This window comes from Streptomyces sp. NPDC104367 (genome assembly GCF_055583825.1).
In genome coordinates this window covers 1-18559 of the sequence record NZ_JBVJND010000050.1, presented here as the reverse complement: position 1 = coordinate 18559, position 18559 = coordinate 1, and the positions used below count along the sequence as shown (strand labels likewise).

General features: G+C 69.9%; 20 protein-coding genes. 13 read left to right on the top strand and 7 right to left on the bottom strand.

All coding sequences use genetic code 11. The features are described 5' to 3' along the window. Window positions 1-407 precede the first annotated feature (407 nt). Together ACZ619_RS42505 and ACZ619_RS42500 are read left to right on the top strand one after the other, a co-directional pair. Complete coding sequence (locus ACZ619_RS42505; protein ID WP_469611173.1) at window positions 408-1292, top strand: helix-turn-helix domain-containing protein; 885 nt, start codon at window positions 408-410, stop codon at window positions 1290-1292. Continuing rightward, on the top strand, window positions 1289-1507 hold the full coding sequence (locus ACZ619_RS42500; RefSeq protein ID WP_469611171.1) for a DUF397 domain-containing protein: 219 nt from the start codon (window positions 1289-1291) through the stop codon (window positions 1505-1507). The genes ACZ619_RS42505 and ACZ619_RS42500 overlap by 4 nt, the downstream gene beginning before the upstream one ends. Window positions 1508-1615: 108 nt before the next feature. Here the strand turns inward: ACZ619_RS42500 and ACZ619_RS42495 are convergent, their stop codons facing one another. Next, window positions 1616-2932 (bottom strand): hypothetical protein, encoded by a 1317-nt coding sequence (locus tag ACZ619_RS42495; protein ID WP_469611170.1) that lies wholly within the window; start codon window positions 2930-2932, stop codon window positions 1616-1618. A 166-nt stretch (window positions 2933-3098) separates the two neighbouring features. Between ACZ619_RS42495 and ACZ619_RS42490 the strand changes: the two genes are divergently transcribed. The 4 genes from ACZ619_RS42490 to ACZ619_RS42475 are packed head-to-tail and all read left to right on the top strand — an operon-like array spanning window position 3099 to window position 6159. Continuing rightward, window positions 3099-3239, top strand: coding sequence for a hypothetical protein (locus ACZ619_RS42490; RefSeq protein WP_469611168.1), 141 nt, complete (start codon window positions 3099-3101; stop codon window positions 3237-3239). Between the two features lie 19 nt (window positions 3240-3258). Continuing rightward, a complete protein-coding gene (locus ACZ619_RS42485) occupies window positions 3259-4431 on the top strand; it encodes a cupin domain-containing protein (protein WP_469611166.1) in 1173 nt (390 codons plus the stop codon). Beyond that, window positions 4428-5330, top strand: a complete 903-nt coding sequence (locus ACZ619_RS42480; protein WP_469611164.1) for an aldo/keto reductase — start codon at window positions 4428-4430, stop codon at window positions 5328-5330. The genes ACZ619_RS42485 and ACZ619_RS42480 overlap by 4 nt, the downstream gene beginning before the upstream one ends. After that, window positions 5311-6159 (top strand): hypothetical protein, encoded by an 849-nt coding sequence (locus ACZ619_RS42475; RefSeq protein WP_469611162.1) that lies wholly within the window; start codon window positions 5311-5313, stop codon window positions 6157-6159. Before ACZ619_RS42480 ends, ACZ619_RS42475 begins: the two co-directional genes overlap by 20 nt. 48 nt (window positions 6160-6207) lie before the next feature. On the opposite strand, the gene ACZ619_RS42470 is transcribed toward ACZ619_RS42475, so the two are convergent. The 4 genes from ACZ619_RS42470 to ACZ619_RS42455 all read right to left on the bottom strand — a co-directional run bounded on the left by ACZ619_RS42470 (window position 6208) and on the right by ACZ619_RS42455 (window position 10083). Further along, window positions 6208-7143: a hypothetical protein gene (locus tag ACZ619_RS42470; protein WP_469611160.1), complete on the bottom strand. Its 936-nt coding sequence runs from the start codon at window positions 7141-7143 to the stop codon at window positions 6208-6210. Between the two features lie 189 nt (window positions 7144-7332). Next, entirely contained in the window at window positions 7333-8826 is a 1494-nt protein-coding gene (locus ACZ619_RS42465; protein WP_469611158.1) for a hypothetical protein, read from the bottom strand. Between the two features lie 163 nt (window positions 8827-8989). Continuing rightward, window positions 8990-9331, bottom strand: a complete 342-nt coding sequence (locus tag ACZ619_RS42460; RefSeq protein WP_469611157.1) for a hypothetical protein — start codon at window positions 9329-9331, stop codon at window positions 8990-8992. Beyond that, on the bottom strand, window positions 9328-10083 hold the full coding sequence (locus tag ACZ619_RS42455; RefSeq protein ID WP_469611155.1) for a hypothetical protein: 756 nt from the start codon (window positions 10081-10083) through the stop codon (window positions 9328-9330). Before ACZ619_RS42455 ends, ACZ619_RS42460 begins: the two co-directional genes overlap by 4 nt. A gap of 332 nt (window positions 10084-10415) precedes the next feature. On the opposite strand from ACZ619_RS42455, the gene ACZ619_RS42450 reads away from it, so the two are divergent. Further along, window positions 10416-10718: a hypothetical protein gene (locus ACZ619_RS42450; protein ID WP_469611153.1), complete on the top strand. Its 303-nt coding sequence runs from the start codon at window positions 10416-10418 to the stop codon at window positions 10716-10718. 82 nt (window positions 10719-10800) lie between these two features. Here ACZ619_RS42450 and ACZ619_RS42445 read toward each other — a convergent pair whose 3' ends face one another. Both ACZ619_RS42445 and ACZ619_RS42440 read right to left on the bottom strand, forming a co-directional pair. Next, entirely contained in the window at window positions 10801-11790 is a 990-nt protein-coding gene (locus ACZ619_RS42445) for a C40 family peptidase (protein WP_469611152.1), read from the bottom strand. An 11-nt stretch (window positions 11791-11801) separates the two neighbouring features. Further along, window positions 11802-12335 carry a helix-turn-helix domain-containing protein gene (locus ACZ619_RS42440; protein WP_469611150.1) on the bottom strand — a complete coding sequence of 178 codons (534 nt, stop codon included), beginning with the start codon at window positions 12333-12335 and terminating at the stop codon, window positions 11802-11804. A gap of 313 nt (window positions 12336-12648) precedes the next feature. Between ACZ619_RS42440 and ACZ619_RS42435 the strand changes: the two genes are divergently transcribed. From ACZ619_RS42435 to ACZ619_RS42410, 6 genes are all read left to right on the top strand, one after another. After that, window positions 12649-12891, top strand: a complete 243-nt coding sequence (locus ACZ619_RS42435; protein WP_469611148.1) for a hypothetical protein — start codon at window positions 12649-12651, stop codon at window positions 12889-12891. Between the two features lie 14 nt (window positions 12892-12905). Further along, on the top strand, window positions 12906-13196 hold the full coding sequence (locus ACZ619_RS42430; protein ID WP_469611146.1) for a hypothetical protein: 291 nt from the start codon (window positions 12906-12908) through the stop codon (window positions 13194-13196). Window positions 13197-13200: 4 nt separating this feature from the next. Then, window positions 13201-13965 (top strand): hypothetical protein, encoded by a 765-nt coding sequence (locus ACZ619_RS42425; protein ID WP_469611144.1) that lies wholly within the window; start codon window positions 13201-13203, stop codon window positions 13963-13965. Next, window positions 13962-15557: a hypothetical protein gene (locus ACZ619_RS42420; RefSeq protein ID WP_469611142.1), complete on the top strand. Its 1596-nt coding sequence runs from the start codon at window positions 13962-13964 to the stop codon at window positions 15555-15557. Before ACZ619_RS42425 ends, ACZ619_RS42420 begins: the two co-directional genes overlap by 4 nt. A gap of 2 nt (window positions 15558-15559) precedes the next feature. Beyond that, a complete protein-coding gene (locus tag ACZ619_RS42415) occupies window positions 15560-17002 on the top strand; it encodes an SCO6880 family protein (RefSeq protein ID WP_469611140.1) in 1443 nt (480 codons plus the stop codon). 130 nt (window positions 17003-17132) lie between these two features. Further along, window positions 17133-18551 carry an ATP-binding protein gene (locus ACZ619_RS42410; RefSeq protein WP_469611139.1) on the top strand — a complete coding sequence of 473 codons (1419 nt, stop codon included), beginning with the start codon at window positions 17133-17135 and terminating at the stop codon, window positions 18549-18551. Window positions 18552-18559 lie beyond the last annotated feature (8 nt).

The following is an 18559-nucleotide window of genomic DNA, read 5'->3' as shown; positions in this document are numbered from 1 at the left end:
ACATACGCCATCCCACCCGGGCGTAACTCATCGGTTCTGGGGCAGCGGGCACAGCTTTTGCCCTGGATCTGCCGGGTCTGCTGCGCCGTCATCGACAGCGGGTCTAATACGGCCGCGCGTACATCATCGGCGGACGTCGGCACCGTCGGCATGGGTGGGCCTCTCGAACATCGAGAACCTGAGCCCCTGTCAAAGTCACCACAGGCGACCGACCGTGTGCGCGGGGCTTCTTGTTGAACACCATGCCATTGAATTTCAATGATGTGTACCCGAGCCAGTGAAAATCACTGAATTTCCAGTCGGGAGAGTGGCCAGTCCGGAAGGGGACCCAGGTGACTGCTGCCGCGTACCCTCTGCGTGATGACCTTGCCGTTGGGCACAACGACGGTGATGGGCGAACAGGAGGGATGGGCCTGATGGCCGCGAGGGGAACGGCCGGACCGGCCGGGCGAATGTTGATCGCCCGCGGACTGCGACGCCTCCGTAGCCGGGCCGGGCTCACACAGACCGAGTGGGCGAAGGCCGCCGGGGTCTCGGTCGGCACGGTCAACCGGTATCTCGACTGGCAGGACCGGGCCAAACTGACCGTGCCCACCATCCGGTCTCTGGCCGTGGCCTGCCAGGCTTCGGCGGAGGAACGCGAGGCGCTGGAACAGCTGGTGCGTACACAGCTGGATGGCTGGTGGGTCGGGCAACCCGGGTTCCCGGAGTGGATGGACCCGTTGTTGTCGTTCGAGGACTACGCGGAGTACGAGCACATCTACGCCAACAACCTGGTGCCGGGCCTGCTGCAAACGCGTGGTTACGCCCTCGCTCTCCATCAGGCCCAGGATCCCCGCGCGGACGCCGACGAGATCGAACGCAAGGTTGAGGCACGGCTCAAGCGTCAGGCGATCTTGGACCGGTCGCCCGCGCTCCATGTGTGGGCCGTGCTCGATGAGTCGGCGCTCAGGCGCCGGCCGTCGGACGACAACAAGGTGATGGCCGAGCAGATCGGGCACCTGGAAGACCTCGCGCAGCGTCCCAACGTCGATATTCAGGTGCTGCCGTTCAGCGCCGGCCACTCGGCGGGGTCGGGCGGGCACTACCTGATTCTCGGCCGTGACGATGCGCGGGAGGCCGCAGACGCGATGGGTGTGGTGTACCTCGAACTGCACCGCCGTGGCGTCTACCTCGACGCACCCGAGGACGTCCAGGCATACAAGTTGATGTTTGACTATGCCCGTTCCAAAGCGGCCGACACGTCGACCAGCCTGCACATGCTGGCCGACGCACGAACGGAGTTTGCATGACCCTCAACCCGCCACCGTCCCCCGCGCAGATCGCGGCCGCAGCGTGGACGAAGAGCACGTACAGCGCCGCGAACAACGAGTGCGTGGAACTGGCGGTCTTCCCCTCGTGGATCGCTGTACGCGATTCCAAGGTGCACACCGGTGGGCCCAATCTGATCGTTGGCGCGCAGGCCTTCGCCGCGCTCCTCGACGGTGTTGCCAACGGGACCGTCTGACCGCGCAACGAACGAGGGGGGCCGCTCTGGAGCGGCCCCCCTTCGGTGTTCCATGGCCCGACCTGCCGTTTAGCGTGTGCACGCGAAGATCGCGCCCGCGCCCGTGAGTTAGGCGGCCAGGACGTCACGCAATTGCCGTACGGCGGGCTCGCCGTGGTGCTGGGCGGGGATCGAGCGGTACACGTCCAGCGCACGGCGGTGGACGAGTCCGGTACGGAAGGCGTCGGGGAGGGAGGCCATCACGGCGACGGTCCGCCGGCATGCCTCCTCGGTGTCGCCGTCGTGGTGGACGCACGCGGCCGCGTCGATGGTCAGCAGGCTCCGCGTCATGGTGCTGGTCGGCGCGGACAGCTCCAGCGCGCGGGCCTGGCTCTCGCGGGCCCGGCCGGTGTCGCCGAGCGCGGTCAACGCGTGGGACAGATGCACGTGGTGCTTCTGCTCGCCGTGGGTCAGCCACGTGTCGGCCCGCGCGCCGGCGTCGAGTCGCTCCATGGACGCCTCGGCGGCCGCGAGCGCGTCGCGCGCCTGCTCGGGCTGGCGGCCGAGGGCGTAGGCGCGGGCGGCGACGGCGGCCGCGAGGGTCGCCGCGGCGGTCGGCCGGTCCCCGGCCACCTGCCGGGCCTGCTCGGCGAGCCGGGCCGCCGTCGTCGGCGCGCCGTAGTTGAGCGGCACCATCGCCTCGCGGGCCAGCGTCCACGCGTGCAGCTGGCTGTCACCGGACTCGCGGGCCGCCATGGCGGCCAGGGCGAACCATCGGCGGGCCTCGGTCCGGGAGCCGAGGTCGTGCAGCACGATGGCCGCCATACCGGCCATCTGCCCGGCCGTTCGGCACACCCGGACACGGGTGGCGACCGGCTGAGGGGTGCTCAGCAGGGGGCGCAGGCGGGCGAAGTCCTCCGCCAGGTCGGCGAGGAACAGTGCCGGGGCCTGGCCGTGGTAGCCGTAGCCGTACGTCTCGGCGGCCGCCTCCAGGTCGGCGAGCTCGGCGGTGCCGGTGTCGCCGGTCAGCGTCATCTCCAGGGAGCGGCGGGTGTCGGTGAGCGCGGTCAGGGCCGCCCCGGTGAGACCGGCGGCGAGCGCACCGCGCAGCAGGCTGCGGCGGTTCATGGGGTCGTCTCCCTCGTCAGGGGTGCTGCTCTCCCAGGGTCGCGCAGCAAGCCCGAGAAAGGCACCCGGAATCCGCAACGCGTCAACGACCCGTTCGATTGCCTCCAGCGTGGTCACGGTCGCCTCGCCCCGTGCGATCAGGGATACCCGCTGCGGCTTGATGCCGCACGCTTCGCTGATCCGGTAGTAGCTCACCCCGTGGCCGTGGGCCATCGCGAACAGCGTGGGGAAGTCGCGGGCGCGGGCGGCCTGCACAAACCGTGGGTCGTGCAGCAGATGGGGCGGCACCTGGGCCGGTGACGTCGGTAAAACGTCCACGAGTCCCCCTCGGCTCTCGCAGAGTGACGGAGCGTCGGCGCAGACGATACCCCCCGTGATGGGGTCCCCACGATGGCCATTACCGGCCTCCGCTCGCCCGGGTTGACTGGCGTGTGCCCTGGCCGAGCCGTCCAGGCCCGGCCGCCCTACCAGTGAGGGAGGAACCATGCCGGTTCCCGTCACGCCCCAGTCGGCCCCGTCGTCCGGTGGCCTGCTGCGTTCCCGTCAGCAGATCACCGCCGCCCGGTCGCGTACCGCCACCCCGAGCGACGGCGGTTCGTCCGGCGTCTCGGACAGCAACGACTGACAAGGGCGGATCACTCGCGATGACGACACCGTCCATCGCGGCGTGCCTGGGCGGGGACTTTCCCGCCCAGGCACTTCACCGCGAATACCGGCACTTCCCGGGCGCCGTAGACGTCGCCGGGCTGATGACCTGGGATGACCTCAACGCCCTGTTGGCCACTCAGCGCCTGGAGCCGCCCCGTATGCGGCTGCACAAGGACGGGCCCCCGCTCCAGGTGACCGCCTACACCGAGCCCCTGACGACCCGCCGGCACACCGTGTGGCGGCGGCTCCAGCCCGCAGAGCTGCACGCCCGTCTCGCTGACGGTGCCTCGCTCGTCCTGGACTCCGTGGACGAGATGCACCGGCCGATCGCCCGGCTCGCCGAGGACATCGAACGCGCGCTCCGTACCCGGGTACAGGCGAACCTGTACGCGTCCTGGACCGAGGCGCAGGGGTTCAACGTCCACTGGGACGATCATGACACCCTGGTCGTCCAGGTGGACGGCCGTAAACGCTGGTGCCTGTACGGCAGTACGCGGCCGTACCCGCTGCACCGTGACGTCGAGACCCCGGCCGACCCGCCCGCCGAGCCGGTCGCCGAACTCGTCCTCGACCCCGGGGACGTGCTGTACGTGCCGCGCGGCGTCTGGCATGCGGTCGCCGCCGACCAGGGCGCCCGCTCCCTGCACGTCACCTACGGTCTCCACACGCACACGGCCTCTGACCTGCTCGCCTGGGTCGGTGAAACGCTGCTCGAACAGGAGGAATGGCGGCGTGACCTGCCCCAGCTCGCGCCCCCGGCCGTCCAGGCGGAGGCCCTGCACGGGTTGCGGAAACTGCTGCTCGAACAGCTCGACGACCCGCGGCTGATCGCCCGGTACACCGAGGCGATGGGCGGCCGGGCCCCCGGGCGGATGGTGCCGAGTCTGCCGTACGTCGGCGGCATCCCTGCTGACGGCGACCTGCGGGTGAGGCTGACCACCGCCCTGGCCACCCTCGACGTCACCGACGACGCGGCGACGCTGGCGGCGGCCGGCAGTACCTACGAATTCGCCCCGGCCGCCGCTCCGGTGCTGCGGTGGCTGGTGAAGGGCGAGACCGTCGCCCTGGCCACCCTCGCGGCCGCCGCAGACCTCGACGTCGAGTCGGTCGCCGGGCTCGTCCAGGAACTCGTGACCGGCCAGGCCGCGGTGGTGGGGAGCATGCCGTGACGGCCTCGCTGGCCCTGGGCACCTACCGGTGCCGGCACATCCCGGAGGCGGCCGCCCGTGCGGCCGCCTCCGGCGTGACCTGGATCGACACCGCCCCCAACTACGCCCACGGCCGGGCACAGACCGAGTTGGCCGAGGTGCTGGCCACGCACCCGGGCGTGGGGGTCTCCACCAAGGTCGGGTACGTCACCGGCACCGCGGCGGTCGACGCCGGGGCCCTCACCCCGCAGGCGGCTGCGGACGGTCACAGCCTCGCGCCCGCGTACGTGCGCTGGCAGACCCGCCGCAATGCCGCCGAACTGGGGCGGCGGAGCCTGGGGGCCGTCCTGCTCCACAACCCGGAGCGGGCCGGCCACGGGGACCGTGCCGCCCTCCATACGGCGATCCGGGAGGCCTTCGCGGTCCTGGAGGCGGAGGCGTCCACCGGACTCATCGCCGGGTACGGGGTGGCCACCTGGCACGGGCTGACCGACGGCGCGTTCGCCGTGCCCGAACTCCTCGCCCTGGCCGCCGAGGCGGCCGGCGGGCCGGATCACCATCTGGCGGCCGTCCAACTGCCCGTCAGTCTGGTGATGATGACCCCGATCGTGCAGTCCCTCGACGGGCACGGCCCGGTGCGGGCCGCCGCTGAGGCGGGGCTGGAGGTCATGGCGTCGGCTCCGCTGCACGGCGGCGAGCTGGTCGCGATGGTCGGCACAGAACTCCTCGACCTCATCCGGCCCGGCCTGACCCCGGCGCAGGCCTGCATCCTCACGGCGGCGTCATGCCCAGGGGTGACGCGGGTCCTGGTGGCGGCCTCCAGTGCGCCACACTGGCGGGAGGCGGCCGATGCCGTCGCTCAACCTCCGCTGGACACAGCCCGTTTGCGGGAGATCACTGGTGTACTCGCCTCCGTCTGACCCGGCCGTCGCCCAACGCATGCGCGCCCACCACCAACGGGCGGCGCAGGCCCTGAGCGCGACCGTGCAGGCGGGCGGGGAGTTCTGGGGATGGGCCGGGCGCACCCTGGGTGCCCCGGCCCTGACCACCGCCGGCACCCCCGTGTGGCTGCGGCTGGTCGCCGAACCGGCCGCCAGGGCCTCCGGCAAGCTGTGGAACGGCGCGATCGACGCGCAACAGGCGCTCGGCGACCTCGACGGACACCGGCCCGCGCTGATCGGCCTGCACGACGAGACTGAGGACGGCACCGCCTACCGCGCCGAACTCTCCGTACGCGTCAGCACTCCGGTGCTCTCCGCCGTCCCGATCCTGCACCGTGACCTCGACCTACCCGCCGCCTGGTGGGCAGAGCTGGCCGAGGCTCTCCAGAAACTCGCGACAGTCCCCACGGACCGTGTGGCGGCCCGCCCGCAGTACATGGCGCGGGCGATCCCGCAGTACGTCGGCATGCCCGCACCACAGGTGACCAGCTGGGCGAGCTCGCACGGTGATCTGCACTGGGCGAACCTGACCGGCCCCCGGCTGATGATCCTCGACTGGGAGGGCTGGGGCACCGCCCCGATCGGGTTCGATGCGGCCATGCTCTACGCCTACTCGCTGCCGCGTCCAAACGTCGCCGACCACGTCCGCGAGACCTTCCCCGTCCTTGGCCGCCCGGAGGGACTCGCCGCGGAGGCGACCGTGTGCGCCATGCTGCTGCAAACCGTCGACCGGGGCGACAACCTCGCCCTCGAACACCCGCTACGGACATGGGCCGAGGACCTGCGCGCTCGGCGCCTTGGTTCCTAGATCAAACACGCAGGGGGCCGCTTGTGAGCGGCCCCCTGCGTGTTTGATCTACCGGCCTTTACGCCTGCGCCGTTTGGGCTGGACGCGCTTCTGTGCCGGTGTGCCGCTCTCGGGCACAACTGCCTCGTCGGCTGTCGTGTCCTGTGCCGCGTCCAGTTGCCGGCGCAGCATCTCCGCTTCATCGCGTGCCGCGCGAGCCTCCTGGTGTGCCGATTCCACGGCGCGCCGAGCGTCCGTGTGCTCCTGTTCGCGTGCTGCCTGTGTGGCCTCGTGTGCCTCTCGCTCGGCGGCGAGTTGCTGGCGTACGGCGCCGGCCTCGGCCTGGGCGCGCTGGGCGGCGTGCTGTGCCTGTCCGGCGAGCTGCACCGCCGCGGCACGCCCACCCTCGGCCTGCTGCTGTGCCTCCTGGTATCGCCCGTTCTGCTGCTCGGCCCGCCTCAGTGCCTCGCGTAGGGCGTCGCGCTCGCGAGACGCCTCGGCGAGCTGCTGGCGTACGGCGCCGGCCTCGGCCTGGGCGCGCTGGGCGGCGTGCTGTGCCTGTTCGGCGAGCTGCACCGCCGCGGCACGCCCACCCTCGGCCTGCTGCTGTGCCTCCTCGGCTGTCCCACGTGCCTGCTGCTCGTCGGTGAGTTGGCGGCGCAGTGTCGCGGTGTCCTCGCGAGCTTCTCTCAGCTCGGTGCGCAGGTTCTCCGCCCTCGCCTCTGCGGCCTCTGCGGCCTCGTGTGCCGCGTTTGCCGCGTCTTCCATGTGCCGGGCTTGTTCGACGGCTTCGGCCTTGTGCTGTTGTGCCTCTCCAGCCGTACGGCGGGCCGACTCCGCTTCCTGCTGGGCGTCCCGCACGACCGTATGGACGTCGAGAACACGGGCAAGGCGCCCTTGCGCGTGCGCGAGGTGCTCGTTGTGCCCGCTCCCCCTGGACGCTGGCACGGCGTTGGGGCTTGCCGGGTCTAACGGCTGCTCTTGTGCCTCGGCCCCGGTGGTCATGGTCACACTCCCCACTTCAAGAGTCTTGAAGTTCTGGACTATGAGACTTCAGGACACCGAAAGTTCAGGAGTTCCGAAGTCTTGGACTCTGCGCCTCTGTTGGCCCGTGGGGCCGGAGCGGCACGCGTTGTGCCGCCAGGTGTGCCGGGACACGATCACGCTGTGCCCCGGCGTATGCCTGCGGTGGGGTCAGACCCCGGCCAACTCGGCCTGTCGAACGTCCGCGTGGGCGTGGTCGGCAGGGGCGTGCAACTCGGAAACCGCCCGGTGTGCCGGTCCTCGGTCGTACCCGATGCCCTCAGCCCGGAACTCGGCCAGAAGCGCGTCTGTGATCTGGTTGACGTTGCGGTTGTCGCCGCGCTGGATACGGGCCCTGTACAGGGCTTGGATCGCGGCCTTCCTGGTCGGGTAGCTCGCCAGGGGGCGGAGTGCGGAAGCCTCGTGCTGGTCCTGGTCCTGGTGCTCGTCCTCGTCAGGCTCGGCCTGCGGCACGCGGGCCTCGGCACGGGCACGCGTCCCTTGTGCCGCCGCAGTGCCGTACTGGCTGGCTTCGCCCGCTTCCGAGGGCTCGACGCATTCGGCCGGCTCCTCCTCGTCGTCGGTGTACGCCTCGACGCGTGGGCCAGGAACGGCAGATGTGCCAAGGTGCGCCAACAGCTGTGCCTCCACGCGCGCGGCGAGTTCCTCGATGTGCCGGACGTACTCCGCCTGTGCCTCGTCAAGCTGCTGGCGCAGGCTCTCGGCCTGCTCCTGTGCCGTCTGGAGATCACCACGCAGTTCGTCGGCCTCTTGGCGCGCCGTGTCCGCTGCCTCCTGTGCCTCCTCGATGACGGAAGCCTTGTGCCACGGCGACTCGTTCTCGGAGATCTCCACGGAGGTAGAGAATCGCCGTTGTGCCAGCCGTGCCCGGTAGGCCTCGGCCTGTGCCGGGTCCAACGCGATGCCGGCGCGGTCCTGCCACTTCGCCAGTCGACGGGCGATCCGGGCACCGCGGCGCTTGGTCTTGTCTTCGGGCTTCAGCCGGTCGTGCCGGTCGGCCAGGTCGATGGCCTTCGACAGTGCGCGGTCCCGCGCAATCTCCGTCGCGGTGCGGTTGCGGTGGCTGAGGCCGAGTCGCGCCATGAGGCGTTCGCGGAGGTCCCGGGTGATCTGCGCGAGCGGCGCTTGGCTCTCGTCGCCGCTGCGGTGCTTCAGGTCCAGGCCGAGGGCGCTGTGTGCGGCCAGGGCAGACCCGAAGGAACCGATGATGATACGGACGGCCGTGCCGGTCGTCAGACCGTCGCCCTCGTGCCATGCAGGTACGGCCGACAGGGCGGCAAAGGCCCAGACGGCGCCGCCGTACCATCCGGGGGACTTGTCCGGGCCTGCCATCCGTTCACGGGCGCCGAGAACGCACATGGCCAACAGGCTCTCGAACGCGGCACACGACAGGATGCGTTCCGGCGTCCCGGTCATCCCGAGGCCGTCCAGCGTGAACCGGTAACTCGTGTTCAGCGATACGGACGTGCAGATCACGAACGCGACAACCGCCGCAAGCGTCCCCGCCGAGAACTTACGGCGCTCGGCCTGCGCGGCCGCCTTGAGCCGACGGGCGGCCAGAACGGCGCCCACGATGCCGACGCCCGCCACAACGGCGGTCGTGAGTCCGGTCGGCGCCCACTGGGTGAGCTGGTCGCGGATCATCGGCGCTCTCCCGTGACCTGGCCGGTCGTCGCTCGTGTGGTGTCGGCTCTGCCCTGGTGGGCCTTACTCTGGTCGTACATGGGGAGGTCTCCTCCTCGGTGAGTGGCCCCGGGTCTTGCTTGGGAAGGCGGACCGGGGCCGCGCTGCCTGGAACTCCAAGACATCAAGACTCTTGATGTCCCGATGTTTCAGTGTCTTGAACTCCAAGAGTCTCGAAATAATTGGCCCTGATCGCGTCCTCGTCGTCGCCGTAAAGGTGCTGTCGCTGGGCCAGAAGCGCGTCAATCGCCACCCTGATCAGGGAGTTTGAGGTGATCCGGCGTCCCTTCTCCGACCGAGCGTCCATCAGCTCCCGCGCAAGGTCGTCAAGCTCCGACCACTGATCATCCCTGATCTGCGTGTACTTGGGCCTGACCTTTCCTGGCTTCCGGCTGGGTGCCGAGGCCAGGCCAGCCGCCGCATCTCCGAACAGGTTGCCGAAGTCCTGCACTCCTCCGCTGCTCATCGCGCGTATGCCTCGTAGCCCTTCCAGCCGTCGAACTTCGGCACCTCGTGGGGCTCGCCGAGGTGTCGAAGGATCTCGTCACCGAACATGTAGGCATCCGCGGCGGCCTTCGCCGCCTGCTCGTCGGTCGTGGCGTTCTCGAAGATCGCGTGCCCGTTCAACATCTCGTGGGCGTTGTAGACCCTCAGCCATCCCCGGAACACGGGTAGGCCGAGGTCTTCGAGACTGCGCTTCATGGACGCGGCCCGGCTTTTGTCCACGTGCCTGACCATCGTCAGATGGATGCGGTACGGGGTGCCGGCCAGGTACTTGCCGACACTTCCGAGCACTGCCTTCGAGTCGAGACGGCGCGGCGGGATGGGCACGATGGTCAGATCAGACTGCGCGGCCTGCTTCAGCTTGGCCTCATCGCGGTACGGCGCGTGATCCGTGACCACAAAGCGGTACTGCCGCAGTTTCCGGATGCTTGCCAGATCTGCGGCGCTCTCCGTCTCGGTGTAGTCGAAGTGCGGGCGCGCGGGCGGCTGCTGCGACTCCAGCGTCTTGCGGAGGGCTCCATACAGTTCGTCGCTGCCGCCCTCAATCTGCTTCTTGTCGGCGTTGATCAGAAGCGTGGGGCCGACCAGACCGAGCATGTAGGCGGCCTCGAACGCGTCGGTCGTCTTCCCGATGCCGCCTTTGCCGCCCCAGACAGAGACCGAGTACGGACCTTGGGCGCGCGGGCCCGCGAGGAACGTTCCTGGTAGTTCCACTCTCTTGAACCTCCACACATCAAGAGTCTTGAAGTCATGGACTACAAAACTACGAGACTTCAAGTCTCTTGAAGTCTTTGACTTCCTCGCGGCGGCACCGATGCCGCCTGTTGTGCGCCCGAGTCTGGCAGATGTCGACTCGGCGACACACGCCACAACCTAACTTCAAGAGTCTTGAACTTCAAGACTCTTGAAGTTAGGTTGTGCACCGGGGCAACCGCCCTTACCGCAAACTGCGGGGTCAGGCAGCCACCTGACCCCGCAGACCACCGACCACGGGCGGCGTTCTGCGTCTCGTCGTCCGGGTCTCGATCCTGTTTGGAGGATCTGCCATGACTGTACGTGAGTCGTCGGATACGTCGGTGCAGGCTGCTGGCGCGAAGGGGTCTCCGCTCGCTCCCCGGGAGCCGGCCGGGGGATGGGCGGTGCTGCCCCCGGCGCCGGTCGACGTCGAGTCTGCGGCGGCGGTCGAACTGGTCGACGTCGCGGAGGTCGACGCACCCCCGGCCTACCGGGCGGTCGTTCCGACGGAGGGTGACGATCTGGTGGCGCTGCTGGTGGCATTGAACCGCACCGGACCGGCGGTGTACTTCGACGCGCGCCCCGAGGCCACGGCGGCTACCTCGGCCGCGTAGTCCAACTGGACCGAGGCGCCCGCCGTCCTTCGGGACGGCGGGCGCCTCGTCGTGCGGCGTGTCCGGAGTTCGCGTGTGCACGCTAAGCGGGTCGGGTGGCTCCGACCAATCCGCCCGTGCGGTAGAGATTGACTATTTGCACATTTTTGCCGGTCTTGGGGGCCTCGATGATCTTCCCGTCCCCGTAGTACATGACGACGTGGTACGCGTCGCTGCCGCTGCCGGTGTGAGAGTAGAAGATCAGGTCTCCGGCCTGTAGGGCGTCCATGCTGACGGGGTGTGAGGCGGTGGCGTTGTACTGGTCGGCGGCGGTACGGGGGAGGTGGGTGGACGACCACCACGCGTTCTGTGTGAGGCTGGAACAGTCGAACCCCTCGTGGCTGGCGGCGAAGCAAGTCCCGTTCAAATAGCCGTTGTTGCCGGAACAGAAACCCGCCGACGGCCCCTCGGGGGTTCCGCCTCCCCACACGTACGGAAGCCCCAGGTATACGGAGGCCTTCCTGACCGCGTCGGCTCCGGAGCCGGTCCCGGTGACGGCCGGCACAGCGTCCGCCCACTCGGCGGCCCGGTCGATGATGTCGTGCACGTAGTTGTACGTCTGGCCCTGCGCGAACGACTCCGGCGGCACGCCCCCGAACTGGTCGACGCGTCCCCACCCGGCGTTGTAGCCGGCCAGGGCCAGGGCCACGGCGCCGCCGGGGTACCCGCTGCCCTTCGCCCGCTCGATCAGGGCGCACATGTACCGGCCCTGGGCCATCACGGCGTCGCCTATGTCGTAGGGGGAGGCTGTTCCGCTGCCGTCGTCGTCACGCCCCCATGTTCCCCATGAGGAGTCGGTGAACTGCGCCGCCCCCTTGGCCGTGCCTGAGCTGGTCTCCGGTCCCACGGCGGCCGCGTCGAAATGGCTCTCCTGGTAGAGCTGGGCGGCGATGAGCGCGGGCGACTCGTCGGCGCACAGGGCACCGGCCTTCATCACCCACGGGAGAAAGGCCGCGGGCACCTTCCCCGCCTTGATGCCGGTCGCGCTGGCGGCCGAGGCGGGCGTACCTCCCACGGCGGCGGCACCGATCACGCTCGCCAGGATCAACCCTCCGACTGCTGCGGCTGCTCCGGCTGCGAGCTTGCCTGACACGCGGTCCCTCCCCTTCGTCCCGGCGTCCGTCCCGGCTTCGCCTTGGTCTTGATCTCCTTGCGCCGCGCCTCCTTGCCGGCCTCCCACGCGGCTGTCCACTCCTCAGGGCTGACCTGGTAGCCGGCCGCCCACCGAACCGGGTCACGCACCCCGTACACGCCTGCCTCAACTCGGCTGACCATCTGGCCGCTTACGCCGATCGCCTCGGCGGTCTCCTTCTGGGTCCGTCCGGTACGGCCCCGTAGCTGCTTGAGCGTCGGCGTCGTTGTCCCGACCGGAGAGAGCTGGTCGACGGGGACGGCCAGGGCCTGGGCGAGAGCGTGCAGCACCCGGGCCGAGGGAGAGCGCTTCCCGGTCTCGGCCGCCCGCACGGTCTCGGGGCTGACGCTGGCGAGCAACGCCAGTTCCGCGCGGCTGAGTTGGGCCCGTTGCCGCAGGCCTGCGAGCACGGAGGGCCGGAAGACTCCGGCGGGCTTTGAGCTCATCGATCGCCAACTTTTATAAGTAGTTTCTAGCAGTAACTCATGTTAGCCTCTCAGTGATGATCCGTATTCTGCAAGTAACGAGGGGGATGTGATGGCACGTCGAACTCCCGCCTCCCCGACCGCTCCCCAACACGGGCTCGCCGTCCTGGGAGCGCACGGAGGGGCGGGAATCTCCACGGTCGTGCGTCTGCTCGACCCTCAAAGCCAGGGCTGGGCAGTGGAGTTGTCCCCTGGGCAACACCTGCCCCACAACTACATCCCTGTTGTGGTGACCCGTTCAACTGCTTATGGGTTGCACAGGACACAAGAACTTTTGAACCGGTGGCACCCGGACATCCCGAGGCCGTGGCTGGTCGTCATCCGTGACGCCCCGCTGCGGCCTCCGATGCCTGTCCGCTACCGGCTGCGGACCGTGGCCACGCGCACCCTGGGCATCGCCCATGTGCCGTACCTCTACCGGCTGCGGCTGGTTGACGATCCCGCCGAGGCCCTGACGCACGCTCCGGTGTCCAAGGCCGGTCGCAACCTGCGGGCCTGCCTCGGCTTCTCCGACTGATGGAAGGAAACATCGTGCTCGATCTGCACCACGTGACGGTCCTGGCGGACGGTCTCCCCAACCCGGCCCCGGCCACCCCGCCCGGGATGGGAGGGACCTTCTCCGACTGGATCTCGTGGGCGAAGTACATCGGCATGTTCGCCGGGGTGATGGGCCTCATCGCCTGCGGCGTGATGATGATGGTCGGCCGCCGCAACCGGTCCCACCTGGCGGCCGAGGGCGCGAGCGGCCTGGTGTGGGTCATCGCGGGCGGCTCGATCGTCACGCTCTCGGTGAGCATCGTCACCGCGCTGATGGGCGGCTGACCCGATGACCCTCGACCTGCAACGCGCGGCGGCCCGGCGTATGCGCCGGCTGCTGTTCGCCGCCGGCGGCGTGATCGTGGCCCTGGCGGGCGTGGTGGTCGCCCTGGCGGTCAACCACGGCGGATCCCCCTCCGCCTCCCCGGGTCCCTCCTCGTCGGCGGCGGCCTCCTCGTCCGCCTCGGCCTCGCCGCTGCCCACGCAGTCCTCGGACGGCGGATACGTCGCGCCGCAGAAGTGGGCGGTCCTGCCCTCCGGCAAGAGCAAGAAGAGCGGGCTGCCGGTCCAGTTCGGGCACACCCCCGAGGGCGCTGCCGCTGCCGCCGTGTCCAGCGTCCGCTACGGCTGGACCTGGGACCCCGATGCCGCCGCGACGGCCGCCGCCGTGTACGCCGTGCCCTCCGAGGCGGCCACCGTGCAGCAAGAGGCGCGGCAGTCCACCACCAGCTCACGCCTGAGCGCGGGCGTGCCCGGAACCGGCGCCCTGCCCTCCGGGGCCCACATGAACGTCTTCGTCATCGGCGTGCAGTACACGGCGTCCTCCGCCGACTCGGTGACGGTGTCCGTCCTCGCGCGGGTCGTCTACACCCCCGGCAGCGGCACGGCCGAAAAGACTCAGCTCCTGGCGACTACGAACACCTACGTATGGACCGCGAACGACTGGCACTCCAAGACAGGCGCCCCGCAGACCAGCCCCGACCCGTCCGACCTGGGCACCGCCGGCTTCAACACCGCCGGATGGTCCGCCCTCCAGGAAGGGGACACGCGATGAGGACGTTGCGCGGCCTGTTCGTCGCCGTGGTCCTGGCGCTGCTGCTGCCTGCCGCTGCCCCGGCGATGGCGGCGACTCCGGCCGGGGCCGTGCCCGCCGTGGCACCCGCTGTCGCGCCCGCCTCCGTGGCGGCCGCCGTACCGGCGTCCGTTCCCGCCCGGCCACTCGCCGACGGCATCGGCTGGTGGGACGTGGCCTGTAACGCCGTGCTGACGCCGCCTCTCGGCGGTCTGGGAAGTGCGGCCTGTGTCGCCGGAAAGGTCGTCGCGCCAAAGGCCACAGCGGCCGTTTCGGATGCCCTCACAAGCACGGTCGTCAAACCCATGGCTGACGGCATGTCCGAATTCGTGACCCAGATGCTCAAAGTCGGGCTCACCTGGTGGCTGACGACTCCGAGCATTCAGGTAAAGGACTCCGGAGTCACGGACTCCCAGACAGGGAAAATGCCTGACGGCTCGACAGTCACATTCTCGCTGCAAGCCATCATGCTCGGCGTCGGCGAAATGATCGCCATTCTCCTGGTGATGATGCAAGGCATCCGGGCCATGGTCCAGCGCAAGGGAAAGCCACTGGCTGACGCGCTCCAGGGCCTCGTCATCAACGTGTTGGTGTGCGTGCTGGGCGTCACCGTCATCGACTCTCTGCTGATCGCCTCGGATCAGCTCACGTCGGCGATTATCAATGTGGCGTTCCAAGGGGATGACAAACTCACGGACCGCGTGGTGGCCATGCTGCTGCCGCAGGGCTTCAATCCCATGGGCCTGCTGGTCATGGCGTGCATTGTCTTCCTGGTCGGCGGCGCTCAATTCGTGCTGAACTTCCTCCGCCAGGCGGCAATCCCGGTGCAGTCCCTGATGCTGCCGATTGCGGGCGCGGGGCAGATCGGCGGAGAAAAGGCAAAGCAGTGGCTCCCACGGATCTACACGAGTATCGGCGTCGTGATCGTCTACAAGCCTGCGGCCGCGCTGATCATCTCGGCCGGGTTCGTTGAAGTCGCCAACGGTGACGAATTCGTGGACTGGTTCAGAGGCTTGGTGACCCTGGTCCTGTCCGTCTTCGCGCTGAAGTACCTCCTGGCGCTGTTCGCGCCTCTGGGTGCCTCCATGGCCGGGGCTTCGAGCGGCGGTTTCGCCAATGCCCTGTCTGCGGCCGGTGGCGTGGCCGGACTGATGGACAAGTTCGGCAAGAGCGACGGCAAGGATTCCCCGACGACCGCCACGAAGCACGCACAGCAGATGGACAAGATCAACCCCACTGGCGGGCCCAACGGGGCTGCTGGGGCAAACCCCTCCCTGGCGGCTGTGCAGGCGGCCAAGGGGGCCGTGGACACGGCCGGCGGCGCCATGGGCGGCCAGCAAGGCGGTGTCCCGCAGCAGCAAGGCGGCCCCGACAGCCGGTCTGCGGGCGGACGCGACGGCCAGGGCCGGGACGGCGGATCGGCTCCGGCCGGTGCCGGCGCGAGTGCGGGCGGCGGCTCGGCTGCCGGTGCCGCGAACAACTCGGCAGGCAACGGCGTGACGATCGCCGTCCGCGCGTCCGAGGCCGGACACAACGGGGCCCGCGGTCCCGGCCACAACAACGGAGGGCAGTAAGCATGTCGGCCACGGAACAGCCTCCCCGCCTGTACGGCGGGTGGCGCCGGTCCCGCTCCCTCGGGATCGGTCTTCTCAACGGCGGGCAGACGCTCGTCATCGTCACCAGCATCATCGTGCCGATCCTGATCGCCAACGCGGCGGGGCTGCGCACCGTCCTGGTGTCCGGGCCCATCGCCCTGGTGGTCATCGTGCTGGCCTGCTGGCAGCGGCACGGAATGCCGCTGCTGGACCTGATGATGGGCCGGGCACGCTGGCAGTGGGCGGCCTGGCGGGGAGAGACCAGCTATCGCGGTCTGTACCTGCCGCACCCCAAGGCACTGGACCTGCCGGGCGTGCTGGCGCCGACCAAGCTCCTGCAAGTGGAGGACTCCGGCGGGGGACGGGCGGGCCTGATCTGGAATCAGGCGACGGGCCAGATGGCGGCCACGCTCCTGCTGTCGCCGGGCGGCGCGCTGCTGGCCAACCGCTCCCAGGTGAACGCCAACGTGGCGAGCTGGGGGGACGCGCTGGCCGCGCTCGCCAATGAGGACAGCGTGGACGCGGCCACGGTGACACTCCAGATCACCCCGGCCTCGGGCACGGCGCTGGGCGATCACGTGCGGGGGCGGGTCGACAGCAAGTCGCCGGACCTGGCCAGGGCCACGGTGACGGAACTCGTCAGGAGTGCGCCGCGTGCCAGTACGCAACTGGCGGCGTGGCTCACCCTCGTGACCTCGCCGGGCCGGGCGGTCGACCGCCCCGCCTCCCCGGAGGAAGCGGCGGCCGAGACGCTGCGGCGGCTCGATGGCGTCGACCTGACCGGAGCGGGCGCGGACGTGCTGCGGCGGGCCACGGACACGGATCTCATCCGCCTCGTCAGGGGTGCGTTCCGGCCCGAGGACGCGGACGCCTCCGAAAAGGACATGGAAGCGCTGAACTGGGATGATGCGGGGCCGGCGGCCGCCGAGGACGGATGGACCGACTACCGCCACGATGGCGCCGTGTCCGTGTCCTGGGTGCTGCGGGAGGCTCCCCGCAAGCCGGTGACGTACGACGTGCTGTTGCCGCTGATGGCGCCGGGCAAGTTCGTGCGGCGGATCACCATCGGGTACCGCGTCCTGCCGACCGAGGAAGCGGCCGCGGTGGTGGAGCGCGAACTGAACGCCTCCGACGCCCGGGAGGAGTACCGCCGCCGCTCGCAGCGCACCACCACCCGCCGCGAGCGGGCCGACGCGGCGGCCGCCGAGCGCAACGCCGAACAGGAAGCGTACGGCGCCGGCTTCACACAGTGGACGATCTACATCACCACGACCGTGACCAACCCGGCAGACCTCACCGCCGCCCGGCGGGAGGTCGAGCAGATCGCAAAGCGGGCCGGTGGCCTGCGGTTCCGGTACGCATACGGCGGCCAGGCCGCCGCGTTCGTGGCGGGCCTGCCGGTCGGCGTGCACCCGCTCGCCTGACCCTGACCCCAGAAAGGAACTGATGATCAGGCGAAAGAACCGCCCGGCGCAGGACGCACAGCGGTCCCGGCTTTATGAGGAAGCCGGGACCGCCGAGGCGGAGCCTACCGCGTGGCGGCTGAACGGAAAGGTGATCGCTCCGCGCCGAGGCTGGCGCGGAGCCGGGTCCGGGCGCAGTCCGCACACCGACCGTGGCGCGGTCTACCTCGGCACCACAACCGAGGTAGCCGGCCTGTTCCCCTTCGTCCTGGGGGCCCCGCTGCCGGCCGAGGGGGTGCCGGTCGGCACCGACCTGCTCACCCGCGAAATGGTGTGCTTCGACCCTCAGGGCTGGGTCGGGCGGCTCGTCCAGAACCCCGGCGTTTGGATCATGGCTCAGCCCGGCGCCGGGAAGTCCGCGATCACCAAACGCATCGCGCTCGTGTACTCCTCGTACGGCTCGATGATCGTGGTCCCCGGCGACGTCAAGGGCGAGTACGCGCCCCTGGTGCGGGGGCTCGGCGGCCAGGTCGTCCGCATCGGCCGAGGCCTCGACCGGCTCAACCCGCTCGACTCCGGGCCCCTGCGGCGCCGGCTGCACCTGATGCCCGAGGAACAGCAAAGGGTCCTGCAAGCGGAGATCAACGGACGCCGGGCCGACCTGCTCCATGCCCTCCTCGCCACCCCGCACGGCCTCGGCCGGCGGCCCACGGCGCCCGAGGCCAACGTGGTGGGCGCGGCGGTAGAACGGGTCTCCGAGGCCCTGGCCGATGACCCGGTGATCCCGGACGTGGTGCGGGTCCTGCGGGAGGGTCCCAAAGAGCTGTGGAACAAGCTGCTCGTGGACAACGTGGACGACTACCGGTCGCTGGTCCGGGAGGTCACGCTGGCGCTGGAGAACCTGTGTCAGGGCCCGTTGGCCGGTCTGTTCGACGGCCCGACCACACAGCCGCTCAACCTGGACGCCCCGGCCGTGAGCGTGGACCTGTCAGCGCTCCTGACGGCCGGTGATCAGGTCGTGGCCGCGGGCCTGTTGGCGACCTGGTCGTACGCGTACGGCGCCATCGACTCCGCCAGGGCCCTGGGCATGATGGACCGCCCGTTGGTGCTGCCGCTCGATGAGATGTGGAGAGCCCTGCGGGCCGGGCCGGGGATGGTGGAGGCCATGGACGGCATGACCCGCCTCAACCGGAACAAAGGTGAGGTGACGATCATGGTCACGCATAGTCTGCGCGACCCCGAGTCGCTGCCGAACCCGGAGGATCGTGCCAAGGCCTTGGGCCTGATGGACCGGTGCGACTCGCTCATCCTGGGCGCGCTGTCGGCGGGCGAGCTGGAGCGCGTCAACGCCCAACGGCCCCTCACCTCCGAGGAACAGAGCCTCGTGGCCTCCTGGTCCGCGCCGAGCATCACGGGCGTGGACGGAACCAACCAGCGCCACCCCGGCCGGGGCAAGTACTTGATCAAGATCGGCACCCGGGCCGGGGCCCCGGCCCGCCTCGACCTGACCGAGGCGGAAATCGAGCTGTACGACACGGACAAGGCGATGCGGCGGAAGGTGAGCGAGTGAACGACAAC

What these genes read in the sequence shown, in the direction of transcription:
- ACZ619_RS42505 (WP_469611173.1), top strand. Translation starts at nt 408, where the DNA reads ATGGGCCTGATGGCCGCGAGGGGAACGGCCGGACCGGCCGGGCGAATG.
- ACZ619_RS42500 (WP_469611171.1), top strand. Translation starts at nt 1,289, where the DNA reads ATGACCCTCAACCCGCCACCGTCCCCCGCGCAGATCGCGGCCGCAGCG.
- ACZ619_RS42490 (WP_469611168.1), top strand. Translation starts at nt 3,099, where the DNA reads ATGCCGGTTCCCGTCACGCCCCAGTCGGCCCCGTCGTCCGGTGGCCTG.
- ACZ619_RS42485 (WP_469611166.1), top strand. Translation starts at nt 3,259, where the DNA reads ATGACGACACCGTCCATCGCGGCGTGCCTGGGCGGGGACTTTCCCGCC.
- ACZ619_RS42470 (WP_469611160.1), bottom strand. Translation starts at nt 7,143, where the DNA reads ATGACCACCGGGGCCGAGGCACAAGAGCAGCCGTTAGACCCGGCAAGC.
- ACZ619_RS42465 (WP_469611158.1), bottom strand. Translation starts at nt 8,826, where the DNA reads ATGATCCGCGACCAGCTCACCCAGTGGGCGCCGACCGGACTCACGACC.
- ACZ619_RS42460 (WP_469611157.1), bottom strand. Translation starts at nt 9,331, where the DNA reads ATGAGCAGCGGAGGAGTGCAGGACTTCGGCAACCTGTTCGGAGATGCG.
- ACZ619_RS42450 (WP_469611153.1), top strand. Translation starts at nt 10,416, where the DNA reads ATGACTGTACGTGAGTCGTCGGATACGTCGGTGCAGGCTGCTGGCGCG.
- ACZ619_RS42440 (WP_469611150.1), bottom strand. Translation starts at nt 12,335, where the DNA reads ATGAGCTCAAAGCCCGCCGGAGTCTTCCGGCCCTCCGTGCTCGCAGGC.
- ACZ619_RS42425 (WP_469611144.1), top strand. Translation starts at nt 13,201, where the DNA reads ATGACCCTCGACCTGCAACGCGCGGCGGCCCGGCGTATGCGCCGGCTG.
- ACZ619_RS42420 (WP_469611142.1), top strand. Translation starts at nt 13,962, where the DNA reads ATGAGGACGTTGCGCGGCCTGTTCGTCGCCGTGGTCCTGGCGCTGCTG.
- ACZ619_RS42415 (WP_469611140.1), top strand. Translation starts at nt 15,560, where the DNA reads ATGTCGGCCACGGAACAGCCTCCCCGCCTGTACGGCGGGTGGCGCCGG.